Genomic DNA, 24,312 nt, shown 5'->3' on the forward strand with positions numbered 1-24,312 from the left:
TTGAAGGTATAAATTTTTATGGTTAATGGTAGTTAAGTGAGGTGGCTTTACCTCTAAACACCCAATAAGAAAACGCGGTATAGGCTAAAATAATCGGCACGACTACGACCGCACCCAGTAAAATCACGGTTAAAGATTCGGGGGCTGAAGCGGCCTGCCAAATAGTCATTTGTCCCGGAACCACATAGGGGAAGAAGCTAAAGCCAAGTGCGCTAAAACACAGCAAGAAGATTAACATGACCAGCATAAATGGTAGCCAGCAGTGGCGATCATTGGCTTTGGGTAAGCGGTTTAGCAAGATATCGTTGAAGATAAAGGCAGCGAAACATACGACCGGGATCAATAATACAAACATGACCAAGGGGAAGTCGAACCAACGATCAAATACCCCTGGATTGACCAGCGGATTCACCAGCGAAACCGCTAGAACGCCAATAAAGCAAAGTCGGCCAGTGATTTTTGCCCATCTTACCGCGCGCTGCTGTAATTCACCTTCTGTTTTCATTACCAACCACGCTGAACCTATGTAGCTATAAGCTGCGGTGACGCCAAGGCCACTGAGCAAGGCAAACAGATGAGCACTGATGCTATTTTCAAACCCCATCACATAGAGGCCTAACATATAACCTTGGGCAATGGTGGTGAGAATTGAGCCGGCTTTAAAGGTTCTATCCCAAGCGAGCTTATAATCGATGGCTGCCTTGGCTCTAAAGTCGAAGGCGACACCACGCATAATAAGTCCGATCAACATAATTGCGACCGGTATATAAAGGTGATAAAGCACGATGCTATGTGCAGCCGGAAAAGCAATCAGCAAAATGCCGATTGCTAATACCAACCAGGTTTCATTGGCATCCCAGAATGGACCAATCGAAGCTATCATGGTATCGCGTTGGGCTTCGTCGGTTTCGCCTAATGGCAGTAAAATACCAACCCCAAGATCGTAGCCATCCAAGATAGCGTAGACCAATACCGAGAGCCCCATCAGGCCAATAAAGATAATGGCTAACCAGTATGCATCAATCATACTTTGCTACTCCCTTTGTGATTCTCTAAATTTGGCTCGATATGGCTAAGACTGGCATCGGCCTGCGGTGAGCTAGTTTCAAACTCTTCTACTTTGACAGCCTTACGTGCCATCGATAATAGGGTATGGATGTAGGCCCACAACAAGAAGGCGTAAACCACTAAATACATGATTAATGAAAAACCTACATTTGCCGCAGGTAGGCTGGTGACAGCGTCTTCGGTGCGAAGTACTCCGGTGACCAACCACGGTTGGCGACCTATTTCAGTGACATACCAACCAGCGAGGGTGGCGACCCAACCACAGAAGGTGGTAGCAACTAAGATCTTTAAGGTCCAGTTAGGGAGTTTGCCTCGGCGGAGCAAGCAATAACTACTAAACCAGCTGAGGGCGATCATCAATAAGCCCATGCCGACCATGACCCGGAAGCCCCAGAACACTGGGGCTACTGGGGGATGGTTATTTTCAAACTCATTTAGCCCTTTAATTTCACCCTCTAAGTCATGGGTTAAAATGAGGCTGGCTAAATTGGGAATAGCGATGGCATATTTGTTGGTTTGGGTTTCTTTATCGGGCAATGCAAATAGCAGTAGTGGTGCGCCTTTCTCGGTATGCCAAATACCTTCCATCGCGGCAATTTTTGCTGGTTGATGTTCTAGGGTGTTTAAACCGTGAAAATCACCAACCACTGCTTGAGTTGGTGCTAACACCGCGGCCACCAGTAAACTTACTTTTAAGGTGAGTCGAGGGGCTTTTTTCACATCCCCTTTGAGGATTCGGTAAGCAGAAATACCAGCTATAAAGAAAGATGCGGTGAGTCCCGAAGCTATCAACATATGGGTGAGTCGATAGGGGAATGATGGGTTGAAAATAATCGCGAGCCAATCGGTGGGGTGAGCGACGCCATCACGCATTTCAAAGCCTGCTGGGGTTTGCATCCAGGAATCCAGCGCTAAAATCCAAAATGCCGATAGGCTGGTGCCAATCGCCACCAGCACGGTGGCTAAGGTATGAATTTTATTGGGAACCCGTTTAATACCAAATAGCATGATACCGAGGAAAGTTGCTTCTAAGAAGAAGGCGGTTAGTACCTCATAGCCAAGCAGTGGTCCGGCAATATTGCCCACGGTTTCCATATAACCTGGCCAGTTGGTGCCAAATTGAAAAGACATGGTGATCCCGCTGACCACACCAATGGCGAAGGATAAGGCAAAAACCTTCACCCAAAAACGGTAGGCTCGCATCCAAATTGGCTTACCAGTCATATCGTGGCGAACTTTAAAAAATACTAAAAACCAACACATCGCAATGGTGATGGTTGGAAATAGGATGTGAAAGCTAATATTGGCTGCAAATTGCATCCTGGATAATATCAGGGCATCAAACATGGTTTGCCTCATCGAAGGTTAATAATTTACGGGTTGGTGCCAGTTCCATTGTTACCAACGATTTTGTCTTTTAATTCAATAATCTTGCTAATTCCTGAACCCATTTTCATCAAACTTTGTAGAGTCTCGGGGCTCATGTTGTTTAAGGTATTCGACCATTGCGTGATTAATTCCAACAAGTCATGGATTTCAGCCATTTTTTGTTGGGTATAGCGATCCGCTTCATTTTCTGGAGGGTCGATTAAATTAGAACGTAACAGCGACAGGGTTGGATCTACTTCTCGCTTAGTTCTTTCTTCAAATACTGTTTTAGCCATCTCCCAAATTGAACCCGCAGCGGTAAAAAACTCTCGGCGCTGGCCTGCTTGATGGCTTAATTTAACTAGGCGCCATGATTGCAGCTCTTTTAAGGCCATGCTTACATTGCCTCGGCTAATCCCAAGTTGTTCCATAATTTGTTCGGCATGCAAGGGCTGTTGGTTGATCACCAATAAGGCGAGAATTTGTCCAACGGTGCGGTTAAAGCCCCAGCGACTGCCCATTTCGCCAAAATGAAGTACAAAAGCCTGGCTCTTCTCTGATAATTGCATCGGGCCGATTCCTTATTATTGAACTTTCAGAAAACGCTGAAACCTTATATTAAAATTGATTTAAGTCAATCTTTTTGGTTTTAAATGAGTGTCTATTCTAAAATTTGCGCTGGGTTAAAGATTTTTGAGGGAAATTGTTGTTGCTGATTTTTATTTGAGGTTTTTCGGCTACTGATTTGAATCGTTGAAGAAAAACCCTAAAAGATAATTTAGGGTTTTATGCGGTTTCAGCGATTAAGTGCGAATGTTTAGTATCTTCTGCTTATTTAATGGCTGATCATCCAGGGACGCATGGAAGGAAACATTTTTTCTCCCTTGGCGGTATAAAATAGTTTTGAAGCACCTCGTTTGTGATGCTGACAGCCGCAGCCTTTTTTTAAGCGTTCAGTATTTTCTGCTCGGCTATCAATGGTTGAATGTTGCGGTTCATGTCTTGCTTGTTCGTTGCGGGCGATCGCCTGCTTGGTTTCTGCGGCCATATCTAATACTGTTGGCGGCAAAATAATTACCCTTGGTGCTAACTGATTGCACTGTGGACAAGCGGCCGGTTTAGCGCAGTCGTCTAAGGCAGCAAGTTGGTAAAATGCGCCATGTTCGGCACATTTATAGTCATAAACAGGCATGGTTCACCTCTCTTATTTATCTAGATCTGGGGCTAAAGGCATATCGACACTGCCATCTAAATATTTTGTTGGACCTTCGGCGTTGGGTTTTATATCGAACTCGAAGATGTCGGTAGGTAACCAGAGGGTTGCGCAAGAGTTTGGCACATCGACCACGCCACTGAGATGTCCTTGTACTGGTGCTGTGCCGAGTAAAGAGTAGGCCTGAGCACCACTGTAACCAAATTTCTTCAGGTATTCGATGGCGTTTAAGCAAGCTTGACGATAGGCCACATTGGCATCTAAATAATGTTGTTTGCCATGTTCATCTACCGAGATGCCTTCGAAAATCAGATAGTCATCGTAGCGAGGTGTAATTGGACTGGGTTTAAAAATGGGGTTTTTAATCGCGTATTTTGCCATGCCATCTTTGATTAAATTGACGCGAAGATGGATCCAACCTGCCATTTCAATGGCCCCACAGAAAGTGATTTCACCATCGCCTTGGCTAAAGTGTAAATCACCCACCGATAAACCTGCATCTTTAACATAAACTGGGAAGTAGATTTTTGAGCCACGTGATAAGTCCTTAATATCACAGTTACCACCATGTTCACGGGGGGGCACGGTTCTGGCTGCTTCTTCGGCGGCGACTTTCGCCTGATCGGGTTTCATTTTTCCCATGTGAGCCGTTGGTGCATAGGGAAGGGCGGCCAGCATTGGTACCCGCTCGGGGTTGGTATCAAATAGTTCTTTTTCCCGTTTGTTCCAGACGTCTAACATCTCTTTCGAGGGTAAACAGCCAATCAGGCCCGGGTGGATTAAGCCTGCAAATTCAACTCCTGGAATGTGCCGAGACTTGGTAAACATGCCGTTGAAATCCCAGATAGATTTTTGTGCTTCAGGGAAGTGTTCATCAAGGAAGCCTCCACCATTTTGTTTCGAGAAAAAGCCGTTGAAACCCCATTGTGAATCATCAAAGGTGCCAATATCGAGAATATCAACTTCTAAGAGATCGCCAGGCTCGGCACCCGTAACCCCCACAGGACCCGATAAAAAGTGAACCTGAGATAAGTCGACATCTCGAACATCGGAAGCATCATCATTGTTTTTTATTTGCCCGCCAGTCCAGTCGATACATTCTAAAATAAAGTCGTCACCCGGTTTTACCATTGCCGCCATGGGAATATCTGGATGCCAGCGATTATGCAGTTTTTCATTGTCGTAGGCGGATTGTTTTAGATCTATTTTAATGATTGTTTGTGCCATGGTTATTCTCCTTGAGTATCAATTTCCATGTATTGCCTTTACACCGACAAATAGGCGGCGACTTGGTTTTCATCTACTTCATCACGCTGAACGTCGTGAACGATTTTTCCTTTTTCGATAACTAAGATGCGATCCGCAACATCAAGGGCAAAGCTCAGTACCTGCTCCGAGACTACGATTGATAAGCCGCGTTGATCACGGATCTGTTTGAGGGTTTTAGCCATATCTTTAATGATTGAAGGTTGGATCCCTTCTGTCGGTTCATCCAATAGCAATACGCTGGGATTACTGGCTAAGGCGCGGGCTATCGCCAGTTGCTGTTGCTGTCCTCCTGATAAATTACCGCCGCGTCGATGGCGCATTTCCCATAACACCGGAAAGGTACTATAGAGGTCGTCCGGTACCCGTTTGGCATTGCTGGTGGTTAAACCCGTTTCGATATTCTCTTGTACCGTCATCGTGGAAAAAATCATTCGTCCCTGGGGCACAAAACCTAAACCAGCAGCCACTCGCTGGTGACTCTTTTTATGACACAGTTCTTTGCCAGCCAGCTTTAGCTGACCGCTGCGACTGGGAATGATTCCGATCAGTGATTTCATGAGGGTGGTTTTGCCCATGCCATTACGGCCTAAAATCGCGACAATTTCATTCGCCTTGAGTGAAAAGTTCAAATCGGATATCACTTCACTTTGGCCATAGGCAACGTGGTAATTAGTTAGCTCGAGCATGCTTGTTCTCCTTAATGGCCAAGGTAGACTTCAATGACTTTGGGATCATTTTTCACCCGCTGCATTGAGCCTTCCGATAAGACCTTGCCTTGGTGCAATACGGTGACTCGGTCAGCAATGTCTTCGACAAATTGCATATCGTGTTCGATCACCAATACCGAACGATTCTTGGTGATGCTTTGCAGTAGCTCGGCAGTTTGTTTACGCTCGGCCACCGACATGCCAGCGACGGGTTCGTCGAGCATCAGTAGTTCTGGATCTTGGATCAGCAACATGCCTATTTCTAACCATTGTTTTTGGCCATGACTGAGTAAGTCGGCTTGCTGGTGGAGTTTGTCGCTGAGGTATACCATTTCGGCAATTTCTTTAATTTTATCTGTTACCGCTTGGTCTCGTTTAAAGGTTAATGCTCCCCATACATTGCGACCCCGTGGATAAGATATTTCTAAGTTTTCGAATACGCTGAGATCTTCATAGATGGAAGGATTTTGAAATTTGCGACCAACTCCCGCATGGACAATTTGATGCTCTTTCAGTTTGGTTAACTCTTGTTGCTTAAATTTAATCGAGCCATCGGTGGCTTTAGTTCTGCCACAGATTAAATCTAAAACGGTGGTTTTTCCGGCACCATTGGGGCCAATAATCACCCGAATTTCTTGCTCTTCTACATATAGCGATAGGTCATCGACAGCCTTAAATCCATCAAAGGAAACGCTGAGGCCTTCAACACTGAGAACAAAGTCTTTCTTATTAGGCTGAGACATTTCGACGCTCCTCTATATCTGTAGGCTCAGAGCTTGGCGGAGCAGGCTCAATCAACTCAAGTGCAACAGGTTGACGCTGACGAAAGCGGCTTAACCAAGGATGGATGTAACTTTGATAGAGTCCGGCTAAACCATCGGGAAAAGCTAACACCACGCCGATAAATAAAGCGCCCATGGCAAATAACCACAGCTCTGGGAAGGATTCAGAGAAAGTGGTTTTGGCTAAGTTCACTACAAGCGTGCCGTAAATCGCTCCCAGTAGTGATAAGCGTCCGCCCACCGCACAGAAAATCACCATTTCAATCGAGGGCACAATGCCAACGAAGGAAGGCGACATAAAACCCACTTGAAGGGTGAACATGGCGCCACCAATTGCCGAGAAAGCCGCAGCGATACAGAAGATAAAAATTTTGAAATTAGCCACGTTATAACCAGAGAAACGAACTCGATCTTCTTTCTCTCGCATCGCAACCAGTAAGCGGCCCAACTTACAATTTTTGATGTATAAGGCGATAAATAAACACGCGAGTAACAAAGCTGCATTCACGAAATACAACAGGGTCTGTGCTGATTCACTGCGAATATCCCAAGTCAAAAATGTCCGTAGATCGGTGATCCCATTCACTCCGCCGGTATAACCCTGTTGGCCAATAATTAATATGCTGAGGATGGCGGCAATAGCCTGAGTGATAATTGCAAAGTACACCCCACCGACGCGGCGGGTAAACATTGCAAGTCCAATGATAAAAGCAAATAACATCGGTACTGCAATTACGGCTAGCAGGGTAAAGCTTAAGCTGTGGAAGGGTTGCCAAAACCATGGCAATTCGGTGAGCTGGTTCCAATCCATAAAATCTGGAATACCCGGTGTAGATTGGATGGCCGTAGCTTCCGGGTTGGAGGCTTCTAGTTTTAAGAACATGGCCATGCAATAACCGCCTAAGCCAAAAAACACCCCTTGGCCAAGGCTTAAAATACCGCCACAACCCCAGCATAAAACTAGGCCCAGTGCGACAAAGGCATAGGTGAGGTATTTACCGACTAAATTTAACCGAAATGCATCTAAACATAGCGGTAAGATAATCAAGATAAGCGCAGCCAGTAGCAGGTATTGCCACCATGCGATACGGTTTCGATTGTGCTCGGTTTGAGCTTCTATTGGAGTGAACATGGTGACTCTCCCTAGCGACGAATTTTCAATGAAAACAGACCTTGGGGACGGAGCATCAGAATGCCAACCACGGTCAATAAGGTGAGAACTTTAGCCATCGAACCACTGAGGAAAAATTCCATGGTGGATTGGGCTTGAGAGATGGTAAATGCCGAAGCAACAGTGCCGAGCAGGCTGGAAGCGCCGCCAAATACCACCACTAGAAAGGTATCAACAATATACTGTTGTCCAGCGGTTGGGCCTGTCGATCCGACCATGGTGAAGGCTGAGCCAGCAATACCAGCAATACCGCAGCCTAGGGCAAAGGTATAACGATCCACTTTTTCGGTATTAATCCCGACGGCACCAGCCATGGCTCGGTTTTGGACTACGGCTCGGGTTTGCTTACCTAAAGATGATTTTTGCATTAGTAGGTAAACGCCAAAGGTAATCACGATAGTTAGACCCATTACGAAGATCCCATTAATCGGGACTTCGATGATGTCGGTAATGGCATAAGAGCCCATCAGCCAATCGGGTAGACTCACGCCGACTTCTCGGGCGCCGAATACGGTGCGATAAACTTGTTGTAGGATCAGGCTTAAGCCCCAGGTGGCAAGTAAGGTATCTAATGGGCGTTTGTATAAGTGGCGGATCATGGCCCATTCCACCAGCGCACCTAAGGCGGCTGTGCAAATAAAGGCGAACAGCATCGCGACCAAGAAATAGCCGTCGTATAGTCCGGGAAAATAGTGAGTAAACAGTTGCGAAGTTAAATAGGTGATATAGGCCCCTAGGATCATAAATTCGCCATGTGCCATATTAATCACACCCATTTGACCGAATATGATGGCAAGGCCTAAGGCCATAAGAACAAAAACAGAAAATAGAATTAGACCGGCAAATCCTTGCATAGCAAAAATAGCGGTGAGTTCTGCACTGGTATAATCGGCAAACATAGCAAATCCCTCGTGAACGCTTGCGAAAACAGAAGTTGGCCTGTTGACACAGGCCATGAGTTTTTACTGATAACCTTCAGGGAATGGATTGGGTTCAATCAGCTCATCGGTCTCATAAACGATGTCATACTGGCCATCTGCTTTGGCATGACCAATTCGGGTTTTTGACCAAAGGTGATGGTTAGGGTGAACTCGTACATAACCTTCTGGGGCGGTGGTAAGCTCGATCCCCGGTGAAGCTTCACGTACTTTATCGATATCGAAAGACCCTGCTTTTTCTACGGCGGCCTTCCATAACCAAGGGCCTAGATAAGCGGCTTGAGTCACATCGCCAATGACAATGTCATCTCCCCAGCGTTTTTTAAAGGCGGCAACAAATTGTTGGTTGTTTTGATTGGTGAGGCTTTGGAAGTATTTCATTGCGGCATAAGCGCCTTGAATGTTTTCACCGCCAATTCCCAGAATTTCATCTTCGGTTACTGAAATTGTGAGAACCAATGGTTTTTCCTTGGTCATATCGATCCCGGCGGCTTTCAATTGTTTGTAGAAAGCGACATTGGATCCACCCACAACGATGGCATAAATGACATCGGGTTTTTTCAGCTTAATTTTGTTTATCACTGAGTTAAATTGGGTATGACCGAGCGGATAGTACTCTTCGCCTACGACTTTTAGGCCGAGTTTTTCGATGTGTTTGCGGGCAATTTTGTTGGAAGTGCGGGGCCAGATATAGTCAGAGCCGAGTAGGAAGAAGCTTTTCGCGCCCTTGGTTTTTGTTACCCAGTCAATTCCTGCGATAATTTGTTGCGTGGCTTCTTGGCCCGTATAAATGACATTGGGTGACTGCTCTAAACCTTCGTAAAAAGTCGGGTAGTAAAGCATGCCGTTATATTGCTCAAATACGGGTAATACAGCTTTACGTGAGGCTGATGTCCAACAGCCAAATACAGCCGCCGCTTTGTCTCTTACCAGTAGTTTTTTAGATTTTTCAGCAAAGGTTGGCCAATCACTAGCTCCATCTTCTTGAATATATTCAATCTTTCTGCCGAGTATGCCGCCCATGGCATTAATCTGTTCGATCGCAAGCATTTCAGCCTGAACCGATCCTGTTTCACTGATCGCCATAGTGCCGGTGACCGAATGTAAGATCCCAACCTTTACCGTGTCATCGGTCACGGCGAGCCCCGTGGTGTTAATGACATCGGTAGCGGGGTTTGCCGCTAAGCTGAGCTGAGAAACCAGCATCGCAGCGGGCAGCGCCAGCATTCCCTTGAGTAGTTGGCGACGTAAGTGTGTACGTAGGCCTGTGTTGGTGGTTTTTTGCATAATGATATCCCTATATGTGGTGGATGCTTTACCGAGATTTGGCGGTAGAGCCATCATGCAAAACTTATTGCGGGAGGGTAATGAGCTAATCACCCTAGGCAACTACGTCATTTAACGCATGGTTATGCGGAGCGCATCGGGTTAGGGTCAGAGTGACAGCCTAGGCGCAAATAATATTTATAGAGAACATAATAACTTACTGATTTTGTTGATTATTTAAATATTAAGATAAGATGTATAGGCTTGATTCGTGCTTAAAATAGAACTTAACCAAGTGCTTGGAGTTAGTCAGGGATGAAAGACCAGCATGTATTTAAGGTGAGGAGGAATTATAACCGTTGGGTAGTGAACCAAACCTTAGAAGATTATGCCTTACGTTTTACCGCGAAGCGGGCCCGCCAGTGGTCGGCGGCTCGCGTTGCTAATACTGCCATTGGTGCGATCTCTTTCTTAGCTTTGGAAGCGATTGGTGGGGCGATTATGTTGAATTATGGCTTCACCAATGCCTTAGCCGCTATCATGATTGTTTCAGCGATTATCTTTTGCTGTGGCATTCCTATTTCTTATTATGCTGCCCGCTACGGGGTGGATATTGATTTACTGACCCGCGGCGCGGGTTTTGGTTATATTGGTTCAACCATTACTTCGCTAATTTATGCGTCATTCACCTTCATTTTTTTCGCCATAGAATCGGCCATTATGGCTTCGGCCTTGGACTTGCTGTTTGGGATCCCTGTGAGTTGGGGGTATCTACTTTGTGCTGTGTTGGTGATTCCGTTGGTGACGCATGGCATCACTTTTATCAGTCGCTTTCACCTATGGACTCAGCCTTTATGGATCGTGCTGCAACTGACCCCTTTTGTGTTTATTTTATGGAATGAATGGTCATCGGTAGACAGTTGGACTCACTACCGCGGCCGTCACCAGAAAGTTACCGATGATGGTTTTAGTTTGCATTTATTTGGTGCAGCGGCGGGGGTATTGTTCTCTTTAATGGGGCAAATTGGTGAGCAAGTCGATTTTCTACGTTTTATGCCAGAAAAAACCAAGCGTAAACCCTTTTATTGGTGGTTCGCCTTGATTAGTGCGGGTCCGGGGTGGGTAATCATTGGCGCGATTAAAGTTTTAATGGGAACTTTTTTGGTGGTGTTGGCGCTTGATGCACAGGTTGACCCCCGAGTGGCCGATGATCCGATCCAGATGTATCAGGTTGCCTTCTCTTATGTGAGTTCTCAGCCTTTGGTTGCGTTGTCTTTAGCGGGCATTTTTGTGATTGTTTGCCAGCTCAAGATCAATGTAACAAACGCTTATGCTGGCTCTATTGCTTGGTCTAACTTTTTTTCTCGTTTAACTCATAGTCATCCGGGACGGGTGGTTTGGTTGGTTTTTAATGTGATTATTGCGTTGTTGATTATGGAGTTGGGTATTTATGCGGCGATAGAAGATACGCTTGGGATTTATTCGAATATGGCGGTCGCTTGGGTTGGCGCTTTGGTTGCCGATTTAGTGATTAATAAACCGCTTGGTTTAAGTCCTAAATACATTGAGTTTAAACGAGCCCATCTCTATGACATTAACCCAGTGGGAGTTGGGTCGATGTTACTGGCATCGTTGATTGGTATTTATTGTTATAGCGGAAACTTAGGCGCTTTGGCTCAATCCTTATCGCCATTTATAGGTTTAAGCGTGGCTTTTGTTTGTTCTCCGCTCATTGCTATCTTAACCAAAGGGCGTTATTACCTCGCTCGCGAACCCAATTTGGCCGCGCTTAAACAAACCGATTGTACCGTTTGCCAAAATAATTTCGAACCGGAAGATCTGGCTTTCTGCCCTGCCTACGGGGGCGCGATATGTTCATTATGCTGCACCCTTGATGCGCGTTGTCATGACCAATGTAAAAGCAATGCTCGTTTCGCTCAGCAACTAAGCCAGTTTGTGGCCTTAGTTTTACCCAAGTCGGTATCTTCGTTAATGAATACTCGTTTATTACATTTTTCGGGCTTGATGTTTTTGATTGCATCCTTGGTCGCGGGTTTGTTCTATTTGGTGTACTTACGGATCCCCAGTGATGATATGACGACTCAGTTGGTGGTGTCGGGAACTCTGAGTCAGGTGTTTTTTCTATTGATGATCATTGTTGGGGTATTGGTTTGGTTATTTGTATTAGCCAACGACAGTCGTCAATTTGCTTTAGATGAATCAAAACGCCAGACGCAACTGTTAAGCCGAGAAATTGCCGCTCACGAAGCCACCGATCTGGCTTTACAGCAAGCCAAAGAAACTGCCGAGTCGGCCAATCAGGCGAAGAGCCGCTACTTAACCAGCATTAGTCATGAGCTAAGGACGCCACTCAACTCAATCCTCGGTTATGCTCAACTATTAGAAAATAGTCATGATTTAGCCACGCCCTATCTTAGTAAGGTGGCTTTGATTAAACGAAGTGGTGAACATCTTGCCGATATCATCGAAGGTTTATTAGATATTTCAAGAATAGAAGCGGGGCGTTTAGAACTACATCGAGATCAGGTTGCGATTGCCGATTTACTGGATGATTTGGTGGCAATGTTTAGTTTACAGGCGAAAGAGAAAGGGATTGAGTTTTACTATCATCCTAGCCGCTATTTACCAAAATGGGTGACCTCCGATGAAACCCATTTACGACAAATCTTAATTAATTTGTTATCCAATGCCGTCAAGTTTACCGCTCAAGGTTCGGTATCATTTGCAGTACGTTATCGAAACCAAGTGGCCGAATTTACCATTAGTGATACCGGCTTTGGGATTGATGAGCAAGATCTTGAACGTATCTTTCGTCCTTTTGAGAGGGTACGTAAGCCGGGACAGGCCCATAGTCCGGGCACTGGCTTGGGTTTAACTATCACTCAACTATTGACCGATATTATGGGCGGAGATCTCAATGTAAGTAGCAAGGCTCAGCAAGGCAGTGTTTTTAAACTGAGTTTGATGTTATCTAGTATCGATAGCCCAGTGCGACCGCTACTCAGGCCTCGAAAAATCGCTGCCATTGAAGGTGAAAGTAAAACGGTGATGGTGGTGGATGATGATGCCAATCATCGCGGCTTAGTGGTCGAAATTCTCAGTCCTTTGGGGTTTGTTGTTTTAGAAGCGGTTGACCCTTATGCCTGCCTCAATCATCTTGGTCATGCTTATATCGACTTATATTTATTAGATATTTCGATGCCGGGTATGAATGGTTGGCAGTTATTACAGCGCTTGCGAGACCGAGCTATCACTACGCCAGTGATTATGGTCTCTGCTGATGCCACCGAAACGCTACCCAGTGAGTATATTGATAGAGCGGATAAGCTTGCCCTATATAATGGCTATTTAGCGAAGCCACTTCGTGACTATTTGCTGTTAGACAAAATAGCGGAAATACTCAATCTTCAATGGCGCTATGCCACGTCGCAGCCAGCTCATGTGATAGCGCCGCCTGCGGTTCCCGTGCAACAAGCGATAGCTTCGGCAAGCGTTGAGCCCTTAAAACAAATTGTCGATATGGCCCAGCTTGGTTTTGTGCAGGGTATTGAAGAGTTGCTGATTAGCTTAGACAAACAACAACAAGATAGTGCTTTGGTTCGCTCGTTAAGGGCCGAATTGGCGAACTATCAGTTTTCTAATATTCAACTTATTTGTAAAAAGGCACTGGCACAATGAGTCGCGAGGAGTCAAAAGGAATTATCTTGGTGGTCGATGATGCTACCGAGTCTTTAGCTATGTTAAATACAGCCTTAGTCAGCCAAGGGTATACGGTGCTGGTTGCTATGGATGGATTACAGGCTTTAAATATTGCTGCCCGAATGGTACCAGATGTGGTGTTAATGGATGCCCTTATGCCCAATATGGACGGCTTTGAAGCATGCTTATTATTAAAACAAAATAAACAATTAAGTGATGTGCCAGTGATTTTTATGACTGGTTTAAGTGACAGTGAATCGGTGGTAAAGGGGCTGGAATCTGGTGGTGTTGATTATATTCAAAAACCAATCAAGTTAGAGGAGTTATTCGCACGAATTAAAGTTCATCTGGGGAATTCGCGTTTAACTCGCAGTGCCCATAGTGTATTAGAAGAGATAGCTCAGGCAACATTTACTTTTAATTTGAATAGCCATATTGTCTGGGCCAGCTCTAAGGCGAAGGATTTATTACAAAGTGCAGGGATTGCTGCCAGTCTTGAATCGTCAAAACTTAATCAACAGTTAGCGGACTGGTTATCATTGATGCCTGATAAACATAGTTTGTTGACGATTTATCAGTTCAATATATCATTAAAAGTTAGGTATTTAGGTGAGTCTGCACCAGGTGAGCACTTACTACGGATTATCAATGATGATGACGTGAGTGTGCGAGAGTCATTGCGTCAGCGTTTTAAGTTAACCGAGCGAGAATCTGAAGTATTGCTTTGGTTAACCAGAGGCAAGACCAATCGAGAAATCGCGCAGATTTTGTCGATGAGCCCGCGCACGGTTAACAAACACTTAGAGCCAATATTTCAAAAGTTAGCCGTTGAAAATCGCACCACCGCCGCTGCGATTTGCCTTGAATACTTGAATCAGCGTTAACTGGTTTTTTAGTTTTTGCAGATCAAATCGAACAATAATTTAATCCTTTCGAGCGTATACAACTAAGCGGAGGTGGCGGTCAGCATCGACGGTCATGTATCGGTATAAACAACTGATAGGTGGAAAATTGAATTTATGGAATTACAACGCTTAAGTGGGCGAGATGATGGCAAGTGTAGGAGCGTTAAACAAAATGACTAGGCTAGATATTCTTGTTCGTTAGGTAACAGGCTAAATAGCGCAATAGCTTAGGATGACTACATCCTAAACGAACAACGCCACCAAAATAATAAAAAGAGCCTAAACCCAAGTTTACTTATCTAATAGAATATAGTCGTTTGATCGTGATACTTTCGTAATAAATAAAGGTCATGTTTAGGGTTCAGTTTATAGATTGTCATAGGCCAGTTAAGTAATTTTAAGTAGTGGTTTGAGCTTCTCAAATGGCTTTGTAGCAGATAAGAAAAAATATCTATTATTGCTAGCTTGAAAGCAGTAATGAGATAGCTTCAGCACGGCTACGTACGTGTAGTTTTTTGTAGATGTCACTGAGTTGGTTTCGTACAGTTTTTGAGCTTATATTCAAGTTGTTAGCTATGATTTTATCAGGAAAACCTCGAACTAACTCAGCCGTGATTTGTTGTTCTCTAGGACTTAATTTTGCTGAAGCCTGTAGTTTAGCCACTTGTAAATGGAATAGACCCTGAATATTACGCACTTCAATATTAATACTGTTACTTAGGGTAATTGTATTAACTTTTTCCGGATCAATATCTTCGTTAAAAGGGCTTAAAAATCGAAAACTATTTACATATTGACCAAGGCGTTCAACAAAGCCTGTTTGACTCTCAACAAATACGCCATGACTATCACAAATAGCATTATAACAATGATCAAATTGAGGGTTTTTAAAATTATGGATCAGGTTTTGTCTAAAGCTTTCCACAAAATGTGGTGCAAGCCATTGTAGCATCTGCCTATCTTCTTCTGAAAAAGGTGCTAGTACATTGTTTCTGTATAGGCTGATAATTGAATACACACCATTAAAAATTCCTTTACGTACTGTAGTCAAACCTTGTTCTAGACCAAAAGGTTTACAGTGTTGCTCATACAGTTCAGGGATCGTCGAGGCTTGAGAACTAACCGCTAAGTTTTCCATTTTTATCGCTTGTTCAAACAATAAATTTTTAAGGCCTAAATTGTAGATTACTTTGTGGTAATTATTGATCATCTCTGGAGGTTGATTAAAAAGGAAGGTATCAAATTTATCTATCGGTTTACGAATTCTGGAAATATTTATCCATATTGCAGAGTCAAATTGAAGTAGTTCTTGGACAGTTGTAAAAACAAAGCTTCTGAATTGGGTCAACTCCAGTGAAGCACTATGCTGATATAAGTGGGTGATAACATCGCTTAGCTTAGGATTCCATTCCATTAGATAGCCTTATAAAACCAGAAATTTCGATAGCTGGACTTAACTCTTATGCTCTAGGTGTTTGATTTTAATTGAATTTTAAACTTAAGGACAAATGTCCTATTTATCTGTAAATCACTTGCGGGTTAAGTTTAGCCTAAGTAATTGTAAATATGAACAAGGATGAATATGAATATGGAAATTAAAGGGTGGATGGGTGGCTGTCTGTTTATTTTGCTTCTTTCGGGTTGTGGGGGAGGGGGGAGTGAAGAGCTTGGTCATACACCCCCTGTAGTTAGTGCAGGTGAAGACCAGCAGGTTCAAGAGTTAAGCTTAGTAACACTAAAAGCCTCCGTTAGTGATCTAGATGGTGATATTGTCACTTTAGACTGGGAGCAAAGTGCTGGCATTCCTGTAGTTTTGTTCAACGACGCTGATGGTAATAAGGCTTTTGAAGCGCCATTTGTTGAAACCGTTAGTGAGTTGGTATTTAAAATATCAGCAACTGATAACCGAGGCTCTGTGAGCAGTGATAAGGTTAAGGTTGTGGTTAATCCAACAATAACAGAACATCTTGCAGTGCAAGGCAAGTTGAAGTTGCCTGCTGGTAATACTAGCATTGACCCAACGGTAATTAGCTTTTCTTCGGCTGTATCTTCAGAGCTTGAACTTATAGACAGCGATAATCCATCGCTGGTTCAAGCTACTGATCATGATGGAACTATCTATTTAAACACTGCAAATAATGAAGGGGATTTTCAAGGCAATGGTATTGATTCTTTAGAGTTTAGTAATCGTTCTAGTGCTATTGTGGTTATAGCGTCATCTGCAGGTTATTCCCCATTTTTAATTGACCAAGACATAACAAACTTCATTATTAGCCATAATGATTTCGAAACTTTAGTGTCACGTTTGGATGCATTGCAGGAAATAGACAAGAATTACCTTGATCGATTAATGGAATATGACGATGAGTTAAGTTTAATTCGCTCGATAGCACAAGATCTTAAGATTGAAAATAATCAAGCTGTTACCACATTGCTCAAATCAGAACCACAATACTTAAGTAGTCGTATTGCCCCATTGAATGTCGATATTAAGAATGACTTTTACTGTTATTCTCCCCTCTGTAGTCCTTGGTCCGCTCATCAACCTTGGATTTGGTATGGAGATGCACAAGGTTTACAAGATTCAATACCGGATATGTCATATAGTGACACATTAAAAATGGTAGCAATGGCCTTTTCCCCAGGATCTTTCATTGGGTATATTTCTGCAGATAAGTATACAAATTTACTAAGTGATACAACTACCCCCCCATTTTTGGCTACAGCTTTAGACGAAGAGGGCATTTATGCGGTTGCTAATCCAAATATGGCTCACTATGTATTAGAAATGTATAACGGTAATGCACTGGTTGATTGGTTTGTTGTTCCTCGTAACAGTACTATTATTCAAAAATTAATTAATTCAGGGGCTGCTTATCGTAAACTAACATTAGGTGAGTTGGGGCCAAATATCACTAATGTGCATATCCAACGCTATATGTTCAGTTCTGACTTTTCTACTTCGCAAGCTAAGTTAGCCCGTTTTTTTGAATACTATTCACTTGGCTATTTCAGCTATTAATATCGCTTCAGATCTGAGTGAAGTAGGAAAATATATTGATCATCTTGCAACTGACACTACAACTTTGCGTGATACTCTCGCTTGTGCAATAAATGTAGCAAATGGTGTTGATCTATACACAGACAGTGATACCGATGGGGCTTCAGGGCAAATATTGGCCTTTGCAAAGTACTCTGCCCCCAGCATAGTTGAAACTTTAATCACGGATGATAGTTGCCGAAGCATCGCTATTAGCGGAGGTAAGAAGTTGAGCAGCGTGTTGGTAAAACAAGGTGTAAAATCAGCAGCAGACACGGTAGCCAATTTGACCCCTGTGGGTTGGGCTAAAACCGCTTTTGACTCTGCAAATGATGTGGTCCCTGTTTATGCATCGATTCTAAACCCATTAAATGAAAAGGTAGATTATTATCTCACATGGGATGGAGTTTCTCTTGTGGATGTATCTACTATTCAGAGTCCAGTGGCTATCTTCGGATACTCTCCTCAGGGTTTAACCGTTAGTTTTGACGCAAGTCCATCTACTTATGCTCAAGACTCATCTCCGACCTTTACTTGGTATGTTGATGGACAGCCCATCGAACAGAGTAAGTCAATGATCATTTATGATTTTGAGGCTTCTGGGGATTATGAGGTCAGCCTTACCTTAAGTGATGACAACGGAAATACTAGTACGTATAAACAAGTTATTCATGTTAACGCTGAAAGAATTTCTGTTCAAGGTGAGTGGAATTACCTGGCTGAATCTGCTCATTGCCCAGGTAAAGAAGAGCGAGGTATTGCTACTTGGTCTTATTTCGATGGCCGTCACTTTTTGAGTTATGTTTCAGATAATGGTTTAGAAATACCCGATTGTCAGTATTCAGGAGCTTACGCTATAGGAGGTAGCACCACAGGGTATGAAGCGGATCGAGTAATTTCAGAGCCGACTTTTTTAAATGGTATGCAAGCATTCTTTGGTAGTACTTACTTCATACGTGAAGTCGAGTTTGTAAATCAAAATACTATTAATATGGAGGCTACAACGAACAATGGGAAAATCCCATTTCAGGTCGTGATGACCCGCCGTTAATATATGTAATGGTACAGTAATAACGTAATGCTAAGTAATCGGGAGAGTGTTTTGTGCAACTAAATCAGAACATTTTTCTTCGATACTTCTTCCATAAAGATAAAGTGGTCAAGCAATATTGGCCACAGTTTTATACGCAGCCAGTATCTTCGTTCCAGGGTGAGAGCGTGAATGGTTACTTTTCGCTCTCATCCCGCGAGAATCCTGCCGATAGTACCTGTTCAAGGTAAGTCGTATTCATTGCCGCGATATTTTGCTTTCGTCTGATACTGGCCTTTTTATCCTTTTCCTGTCGCAGCAGGTTCAGTGCTATATGGCGGATAATCGCCAAAAGCTCAGCAGCGTTCTCTCGGTAGATTTGGCAGTCATCTTCGTTGAACGATGTATCAAGCACCCAGTGAAGGCTGTTTTCGATACCCCAATGGCCTCGCGCTGCATCAGCGAATTGTTCTTTGTTCAACTCTGCCGAGCTGATGTAGTAGCGGTACTCTAGCGACTCTTTGCCGTTAGTTGCCATGCGATAACCCATTGCAACACCGAGCGTTTTCAGCCCTGGCCAATGCGCGAACTCTTTCGCCAGCTCGTTGGCAGGCAGCACCGCATAGGCTCTCGCCTCCTTGCGGCCTCGGCCTTTCTCTATACATACAATGGGGTCATCAATTACGGGTTTCAGTTGAGCTTGCACAGCTTTATAGAGTGACTCTTGATTACCTTTTACTGCCAGCAAGTAATCCGCTTTTCTGTCTGTTATGGTTTTTGCGATATTGGTTTGGCAACCCATGGCATCTATCGATACAAGCGCCCCCTTGAGCTCTAGTGCATTGAGCAGCTCTGGGATAGCGGTAATTTCGTTGGATTTGGCATCGGTTTTTACTTGCCCCATTACGACACCATTGGCGGTGGCAAACGCGCTGACCATGTGTATCGTAGACTTGCGGTCATCCCGACTGTAGGAGCTGCGGAGCACCTTGCCGTCTACTGCAATTAGCTGCCCACCGGTTTGCTCACTCACCGCTAACATCCACTTGCTGAAGCACTGCTGAAACTGCGATGGGTCAAGCCGTGAAATCAACCGAGCAATGGTATCGTGTACTGGTAGGCCTGAAGCAAACAGGCCCTTTTCACGTAACCAGCTGAAGTGGGCTTCACCAAAATCTTCGATATCCTCCCAACCTTTGGCTCCGCCAATAGTTGCACATACGGTAAGGAACAGCACATCGAACAGCGGATAGCTTACTTTAGCGCTTTGACGAGGGTCTTTAATGCTGGCGAAATGCTCAAAAAATACGTCGATAGTCATGGAGGGCTCCCGAAAAAGGGAGTATAAGATCACAGCTTGAGGTTCAGGTCACATAGCTTGTGCTTGCTCAAAAAACGTTCGCGATCTCACCCTGATCTTCGTTCTGACTCATTTGGTGTTAATCCACAGTATAACCGTAATCATAAATAAGCCGTAAAGCTCTCGTTTTGTTTGCTCTAGGTGTAAGTTTTTCAAAATAAATTTTATTATTTGCCCACTTTACTTTCCAATACAGAAAGTGAAGTTTCCCGCCATTGCTGGCCTGACATAAGGTCTTGGGGGCCGATTGGGGACCAAGTTGCAATTTATGGTCAATTTTTCACTTCCCAAGATGACTTCCATCATAGCTCAGTGTGGGAAAAGTGGGAATGGTGGGAAACGGTTTTCCAGCGCACTTTCATTTAACGGCTCATTAGCTTTCTTCTGGATGGATAAAAAGATGTGCTTTACCTTGTTCCAGTAAGTATGGTGCCTTTACAGTCGTCTTGTTGATCTGAATATCGCCAGATGCAATGTATAGGTAAACCCATTCAGGTAGCTTGCTGCTTACAGTGGCATACATTTGGTCTGTCGGAACATTGCTATCACGCCCTGGGGTCACTCGGAAACGGTGGTAATACACTTTATGATTAGACTCGAACGCATATGAGTTTTGTGCCGAGCTAACGAACGAAGGCGAGACCGTTTCGCGAGGTTCAAATATTTCAGTGGCAATGTAGCAAAGGTCTTTGTTGGTCATGCCTTGTTGGTACTCTGGGCAGCCAAACTCTTCATTGTGGAAGTAGAGCTCTACTTTGCGCTCAGAATTGCCATTGGTAACTTCGTAGCTCAACCCCATTTCCTGGAGGGTATCTTCCATCGCCACTTTCATCTGGCTTACCAGCTTTGCCTGTGCTTCTTCAGAGGTAGCCGCTTCGCTTTGTGGCATCCAGGCAACAACACTGTTACGAGAAGCTGTACCGGGTTGTTCCAGAACAGATGTCAGCAAGCCCATACCCAGGCCCGCCCCCAAATCCATATTAGCACCGAGCGATGAGGTGAATAACAGAGTATTGGTGGTAGTGTTGCCAGTGAATATCAGAGACTCGTATTCCGTTCTTGGCACGATGCGATCTTTTACTTCATATAGTCCCCCCGCTTGAGCGATATTGAACGCTTTACTGTGTGTCTTATCGTAAGCAGCAGAGGTTGATGTTGTCGCGCATCCGGTCATCAATATTGGGGTTGTAGCCAATAGCATGGCTAGCTGGTTTATTTTCATGTAATGATTCCTTTCGTTTTAATCGAAATGCCTTAACCGTGGGAATGGTCTCGCCAGACTTGGGGCTTTCCTTGCTTTATTCGTGGGTGGTGCCGTAGACCAGTCTGATGCGCTCCATGCTGAGACCACAACGGTTATCAAAAATGATGCGAAGCCTATTACTGCTAGCTGCCAATCTATATAAGAAAATCCTACCCAGAAGAGTAGAGCGATAAGTCGAACCCTGTGAATAAGCAGAAGATATCTTTTGATCCAGCAGATGATGGGGAAGATGATCGCTGCGAGTTGCCAAAAAGGATCCGAGAGCATCAACCCTAATAGGATCATCAATAGTCCTAGTAGGTTGATCAAATGCTTTGCTAATCCAATAGACCCATTGATGTTTATATCAGAAACAACCATCAACGTTCCCATCCATATCAACGTCCATACCACCATGGCCCATCATGGGCGAACCAGTCGCAGAGTTGAATTGCGGTTGTTTTTTCCTTTTACGGACTCTTCTGGGGTGTTCGTACTGACAGTGCAAACTCCAAACGTGCTTAGCAAAATAAGTTAGTGCAGTAGCTATGCCAAGAAGCCAATGGAAGTAGATAAGTACCAACCAAAATAGCACCGCAGCCAAGCGTTTTTTGTGAAAAAAGTTCAGCGGAGTTTGAAACCAGACAACAAGTGGGATGGCCGTTAGCACCAATCCCCATGACTGGTATGTTGCAATTAAACAACCAAGGGAAAATAAACAAAAGAGCGCAAAATTTATCAATGTCTTCATGCCGTTCTCTCCGCTAACCAAACTTATACTTAGTTATCCTAAGTATACAGATATAATTAAAACTTAGAAAATCTAAGCATCGTAGGTTGATGATGATTCTCACTTGTCTAAAACAAATCCATTTCCACAGCACCTTAAACAGGCAAGAAATCGCGTTGGTATCAGCCAGAGGGAGCTTGGTATCCGTTTGGGTATGGACCCAAGTTCAGCTAGTGGCCGTATGAATCATTATGAAAAAGGGCGTCATATGCCCGATATCGGTACGCTACAAAAGCTTGCTCAGGAGCTTTGTGTGCCTGTTGCGTTTTTCTTTTCAGATTCCGACAGCTCAGCAGAACTCGCATGTTTGATTGAAAAGCTCAGTGAAACTAAAAAGCAGGCGCTTATTGAGCAGATCAGGCAGGAACTCGATAACATCGACCAGTCATAAAGCTATCGCTCTCGTCCGGAATACCAAAATACCCCGCCAACTGCGGCGACTGTCAGTAATAAACCACCCAGCCAAATCCAAAGCTCCATATTCACCTCCTGTAAGTATCTTCTATCTCTGTTTAGCTTAGCTTTCCTAAGCATGAATTTCATTGAAAGCATGCGTTACCTGAGAAAAAACCGTCACAACCAACTTGTGTTCAGCTAAGGATGCAATTTGAAAGTAAAGATTGCCTGTAGGGTTGGCCCAAATTTCATGTTGCTCGCTTCCGTAACGGAGTAGCTTTTGAAAACGTGTTCTTGATGACAAAGCCAGTCTTTCTAGATTTGGATGGGAGAGTTGCTTCTGTAAGCTGTGCCATGGATTGCGAATATCACCTTGCTTGTGTCTTTGTTGGTAGCGTTGCATTGCATGGTTGCTAATGGCGATGGTGCCAAGTTTTGCAACCTCAAACGTCGGATAGGGTGAAGCATAAGGCGTAATAATGTCTTTTGTTTCTGGATGAGTGATATCAACAATCTCGTCAGAATAAAGTTTGATACCGTATAGACGGTTGGACAGAAACAGTGCGGCTGCTTTGAGAGCTTCATTCTTGGCCGCTAAAATGGTTTCTTTGGTTAGGCTGAGTGCGAGACCTTTACCGCTGTTTGGTAAGCGCCCGAGTACCTGTTTGTCGAGAATTAAGAACCTAGCCGCCGTTAACTCTGCTATAGCGCACCGGAACTCACTTTGAGCAATTTGAACAGTAACGATACCGTGATTGTTCAACCCCGCGAACCAAGCGATATCGACGCTTGTAGAATTAATTTTTTCAACCTGAACTTTCAATCTCATCACAGCATTTTCTCCTCACTTTACTACCAGCGTATCATCGATTTTGAAAATGCAAACTGTGGCTAGAAGCTTCATTTCACGGTATGAAGCTTCCTGATTGGATAAAACTAATTTTGCAGTTTTTTTATCGCTCGCATCGTTTTTCTCACCTGACAAGACAGTTCTCTTATAGGCTTCACACGCTGTTCCAGTTGGTTGAGTTCGTCTAGCAAATGCAAATACAGCGGGATTTCCCAATCCATTGCATGTAAAAAACGACGTAACACCCCATTTGAAACTTCTTGGGTTTCAAGCTCAGGATACCAGCCTCCACGAGCGATCACGCGGTACCACTTGATTTTTGGTAAGCGCTGTTCACTCGTAACTATGAACTCATAGCGAAATGGGTACTCTACGTTGTACTCTTTTGACAAGGCTTTCTTTAGTTTATCCATTTGTTTCTTCAGTTCTTTTGCTGCTGCCATCAAGTGCTTTGACTCTGTCGCAACGAAATTAGATAAACCATCGATTCTTTCTGGCAAAGGAACTGGCTCAGGCAGCTTCAACTTGAGATTACTTAACTCAATTTCCTTGTTTAGTTGTGCGATACCGACGTTGGGCGTGGTTTTCTTAGTCATTATGCTTCTCTATTTTGGGATTTTTGAAAGTGCTCACGAAGCTTGTGAAGTCGTTTTGTACAGATTTGGGCTTTTTGTTTGATGGTGAGGATTTCATGCCGCACTTCGCGGATCAGTGCGAAGGCATCTTCTGTGTACTCAATAAGATCGGATTCCCATTTCACGTTGGCTTTTGAAAAGCGACCCGGTGGGTAACGAAAGCCTTTGCCTTTGGCTAAATGCTTTGAGCGAACACGCTGTTCTTTGTTGTTTCGCTGTGACATTTGATTAGCACTGAGATACCAGTTGTAGTACCAAGCCGCTTCAAAGCGATGGTTGCGAACTCGAACCCGACATCCGTAGCGGCCAGGTGAGGTGTCCTTATGGGCTCGATGGATTCGCCAAAACTGGTTAGCGTAGCAACTCGCTAAAAACTCAAGCAAGTAGGGCTCCTGCATTGCAAAGTTCTCGATATCATTAAGGGCTTTTAGCGATTGTGATAGCGCGAGTTCAAAGCACTCTTGTTCACTTTCGGGATGTCGCTGCTGGGCTCGTTGATGCCATTGATAGGCGGCGGAATGTTCATTTAATACAGTCATAGTGGCTCCTTGTTTGTTTTGC

Annotated in this window: 22 protein-coding genes; 5 read left to right on the forward strand and 17 right to left on the reverse strand. The window is 44.1% G+C overall.

What is annotated here, in order from left to right:
- Window positions 1-22 precede the first annotated feature (22 nt).
- The 10 genes from ACRRSY_RS22830 to urtA all read right to left on the reverse strand — a co-directional run bounded on the left by ACRRSY_RS22830 (window position 23) and on the right by urtA (window position 9,803).
- Window positions 23-1,027, reverse strand: a complete 1,005-nt coding sequence (locus ACRRSY_RS22830; RefSeq protein ID WP_432455271.1) for a cytochrome d ubiquinol oxidase subunit II — start codon at window positions 1,025-1,027, stop codon at window positions 23-25.
- Window positions 1,024-2,415, reverse strand: coding sequence for a cytochrome ubiquinol oxidase subunit I (locus ACRRSY_RS22835; protein WP_432455270.1), 1,392 nt, complete (start codon window positions 2,413-2,415; stop codon window positions 1,024-1,026). Before ACRRSY_RS22835 ends, ACRRSY_RS22830 begins: the two co-directional genes overlap by 4 nt.
- Window positions 2,416-2,441: 26 nt before the next feature.
- Window positions 2,442-3,005: a GbsR/MarR family transcriptional regulator gene (locus tag ACRRSY_RS22840; RefSeq protein WP_432455269.1), complete on the reverse strand. Its 564-nt coding sequence runs from the start codon at window positions 3,003-3,005 to the stop codon at window positions 2,442-2,444.
- Between the two features lie 266 nt (window positions 3,006-3,271).
- Complete coding sequence (locus ACRRSY_RS22845; RefSeq protein ID WP_432455268.1) at window positions 3,272-3,628, reverse strand: FmdB family zinc ribbon protein; 357 nt, start codon at window positions 3,626-3,628, stop codon at window positions 3,272-3,274.
- Between the two features lie 12 nt (window positions 3,629-3,640).
- Complete coding sequence (gene fmdA / locus ACRRSY_RS22850; RefSeq protein ID WP_432455267.1) at window positions 3,641-4,876, reverse strand: formamidase; 1,236 nt, start codon at window positions 4,874-4,876, stop codon at window positions 3,641-3,643.
- A gap of 38 nt (window positions 4,877-4,914) precedes the next feature.
- Window positions 4,915-5,604, reverse strand: a complete 690-nt coding sequence (urtE, locus tag ACRRSY_RS22855) for an urea ABC transporter ATP-binding subunit UrtE (protein ID WP_432464090.1) — start codon at window positions 5,602-5,604, stop codon at window positions 4,915-4,917.
- A gap of 11 nt (window positions 5,605-5,615) precedes the next feature.
- Entirely contained in the window at window positions 5,616-6,368 is a 753-nt protein-coding gene (gene urtD / locus ACRRSY_RS22860; protein ID WP_432464091.1) for an urea ABC transporter ATP-binding protein UrtD, read from the reverse strand.
- A complete protein-coding gene (gene urtC, locus ACRRSY_RS22865) occupies window positions 6,355-7,539 on the reverse strand; it encodes an urea ABC transporter permease subunit UrtC (protein WP_432464092.1) in 1,185 nt (394 codons plus the stop codon). The genes urtD and urtC overlap by 14 nt, the downstream gene beginning before the upstream one ends.
- A gap of 11 nt (window positions 7,540-7,550) precedes the next feature.
- The gene (urtB, locus tag ACRRSY_RS22870; RefSeq protein ID WP_432455263.1) at window positions 7,551-8,477 is read right to left on the reverse strand and encodes an urea ABC transporter permease subunit UrtB; all 927 of its coding nucleotides are present in this window, start codon (window positions 8,475-8,477) and stop codon (window positions 7,551-7,553) included.
- Between the two features lie 63 nt (window positions 8,478-8,540).
- A complete protein-coding gene (gene urtA, locus ACRRSY_RS22875) occupies window positions 8,541-9,803 on the reverse strand; it encodes an urea ABC transporter substrate-binding protein (RefSeq protein ID WP_432464093.1) in 1,263 nt (420 codons plus the stop codon).
- A 294-nt stretch (window positions 9,804-10,097) separates the two neighbouring features.
- On the opposite strand from urtA, the gene ACRRSY_RS22880 reads away from it, so the two are divergent.
- Together ACRRSY_RS22880 and ACRRSY_RS22885 are read left to right on the forward strand one after the other, a co-directional pair.
- Window positions 10,098-13,481: a hybrid sensor histidine kinase/response regulator gene (locus tag ACRRSY_RS22880; protein ID WP_432464094.1), complete on the forward strand. Its 3,384-nt coding sequence runs from the start codon at window positions 10,098-10,100 to the stop codon at window positions 13,479-13,481.
- Entirely contained in the window at window positions 13,478-14,386 is a 909-nt protein-coding gene (locus ACRRSY_RS22885; RefSeq protein WP_432464095.1) for a response regulator transcription factor, read from the forward strand. The genes ACRRSY_RS22880 and ACRRSY_RS22885 overlap by 4 nt, the downstream gene beginning before the upstream one ends.
- Before the next feature lie 481 nt (window positions 14,387-14,867).
- Here the strand turns inward: ACRRSY_RS22885 and ACRRSY_RS22890 are convergent, their stop codons facing one another.
- Window positions 14,868-15,821 carry a helix-turn-helix domain-containing protein gene (locus tag ACRRSY_RS22890; protein ID WP_432464096.1) on the reverse strand — a complete coding sequence of 318 codons (954 nt, stop codon included), beginning with the start codon at window positions 15,819-15,821 and terminating at the stop codon, window positions 14,868-14,870.
- 168 nt (window positions 15,822-15,989) lie between these two features.
- Between ACRRSY_RS22890 and ACRRSY_RS22895 the strand changes: the two genes are divergently transcribed.
- Together ACRRSY_RS22895 and ACRRSY_RS22900 are read left to right on the forward strand one after the other, a co-directional pair.
- Entirely contained in the window at window positions 15,990-17,429 is a 1,440-nt protein-coding gene (locus ACRRSY_RS22895; RefSeq protein ID WP_432464097.1) for a PKD domain-containing protein, read from the forward strand.
- Window positions 17,410-18,498 carry a PKD domain-containing protein gene (locus ACRRSY_RS22900; protein WP_432464098.1) on the forward strand — a complete coding sequence of 363 codons (1,089 nt, stop codon included), beginning with the start codon at window positions 17,410-17,412 and terminating at the stop codon, window positions 18,496-18,498. Before ACRRSY_RS22895 ends, ACRRSY_RS22900 begins: the two co-directional genes overlap by 20 nt.
- 175 nt (window positions 18,499-18,673) lie before the next feature.
- Here ACRRSY_RS22900 and ACRRSY_RS22905 read toward each other — a convergent pair whose 3' ends face one another.
- From ACRRSY_RS22905 to ACRRSY_RS22915, 3 genes are all read right to left on the reverse strand, one after another.
- The gene (locus ACRRSY_RS22905; RefSeq protein WP_432464099.1) at window positions 18,674-19,798 is read right to left on the reverse strand and encodes an ISAs1 family transposase; all 1,125 of its coding nucleotides are present in this window, start codon (window positions 19,796-19,798) and stop codon (window positions 18,674-18,676) included.
- Between the two features lie 412 nt (window positions 19,799-20,210).
- Window positions 20,211-21,059 carry a hypothetical protein gene (locus ACRRSY_RS22910; RefSeq protein ID WP_432464100.1) on the reverse strand — a complete coding sequence of 283 codons (849 nt, stop codon included), beginning with the start codon at window positions 21,057-21,059 and terminating at the stop codon, window positions 20,211-20,213.
- Between the two features lie 388 nt (window positions 21,060-21,447).
- Window positions 21,448-21,831, reverse strand: a complete 384-nt coding sequence (locus tag ACRRSY_RS22915; RefSeq protein ID WP_432464101.1) for a hypothetical protein — start codon at window positions 21,829-21,831, stop codon at window positions 21,448-21,450.
- A 103-nt stretch (window positions 21,832-21,934) separates the two neighbouring features.
- Here ACRRSY_RS22915 and ACRRSY_RS22920 point away from each other — a divergent pair, with 103 nt between their 5' ends.
- Window positions 21,935-22,261, forward strand: coding sequence for a helix-turn-helix domain-containing protein (locus ACRRSY_RS22920; protein ID WP_432464102.1), 327 nt, complete (start codon window positions 21,935-21,937; stop codon window positions 22,259-22,261).
- Window positions 22,262-22,396: 135 nt separating this feature from the next.
- Here ACRRSY_RS22920 and ACRRSY_RS22925 read toward each other — a convergent pair whose 3' ends face one another.
- The 3 genes from ACRRSY_RS22925 to mobI all read right to left on the reverse strand — a co-directional run bounded on the left by ACRRSY_RS22925 (window position 22,397) and on the right by mobI (window position 24,290).
- Window positions 22,397-23,095, reverse strand: a complete 699-nt coding sequence (locus ACRRSY_RS22925; RefSeq protein ID WP_432464103.1) for a hypothetical protein — start codon at window positions 23,093-23,095, stop codon at window positions 22,397-22,399.
- Between the two features lie 107 nt (window positions 23,096-23,202).
- The gene (locus ACRRSY_RS22930; RefSeq protein WP_432464104.1) at window positions 23,203-23,712 is read right to left on the reverse strand and encodes a hypothetical protein; all 510 of its coding nucleotides are present in this window, start codon (window positions 23,710-23,712) and stop codon (window positions 23,203-23,205) included.
- A complete protein-coding gene (gene mobI, locus ACRRSY_RS22935) occupies window positions 23,712-24,290 on the reverse strand; it encodes a conjugative transfer protein MobI(A/C) (protein ID WP_432464105.1) in 579 nt (192 codons plus the stop codon). The genes ACRRSY_RS22930 and mobI overlap by 1 nt, the downstream gene beginning before the upstream one ends.
- Window positions 24,291-24,312: the final 22 nt, after the last annotated feature.

Source organism: Agarivorans sp. QJM3NY_33, assembly GCF_050870865.2.
Classification (GTDB): Bacteria; Pseudomonadota; Gammaproteobacteria; order Enterobacterales; family Celerinatantimonadaceae; genus Agarivorans.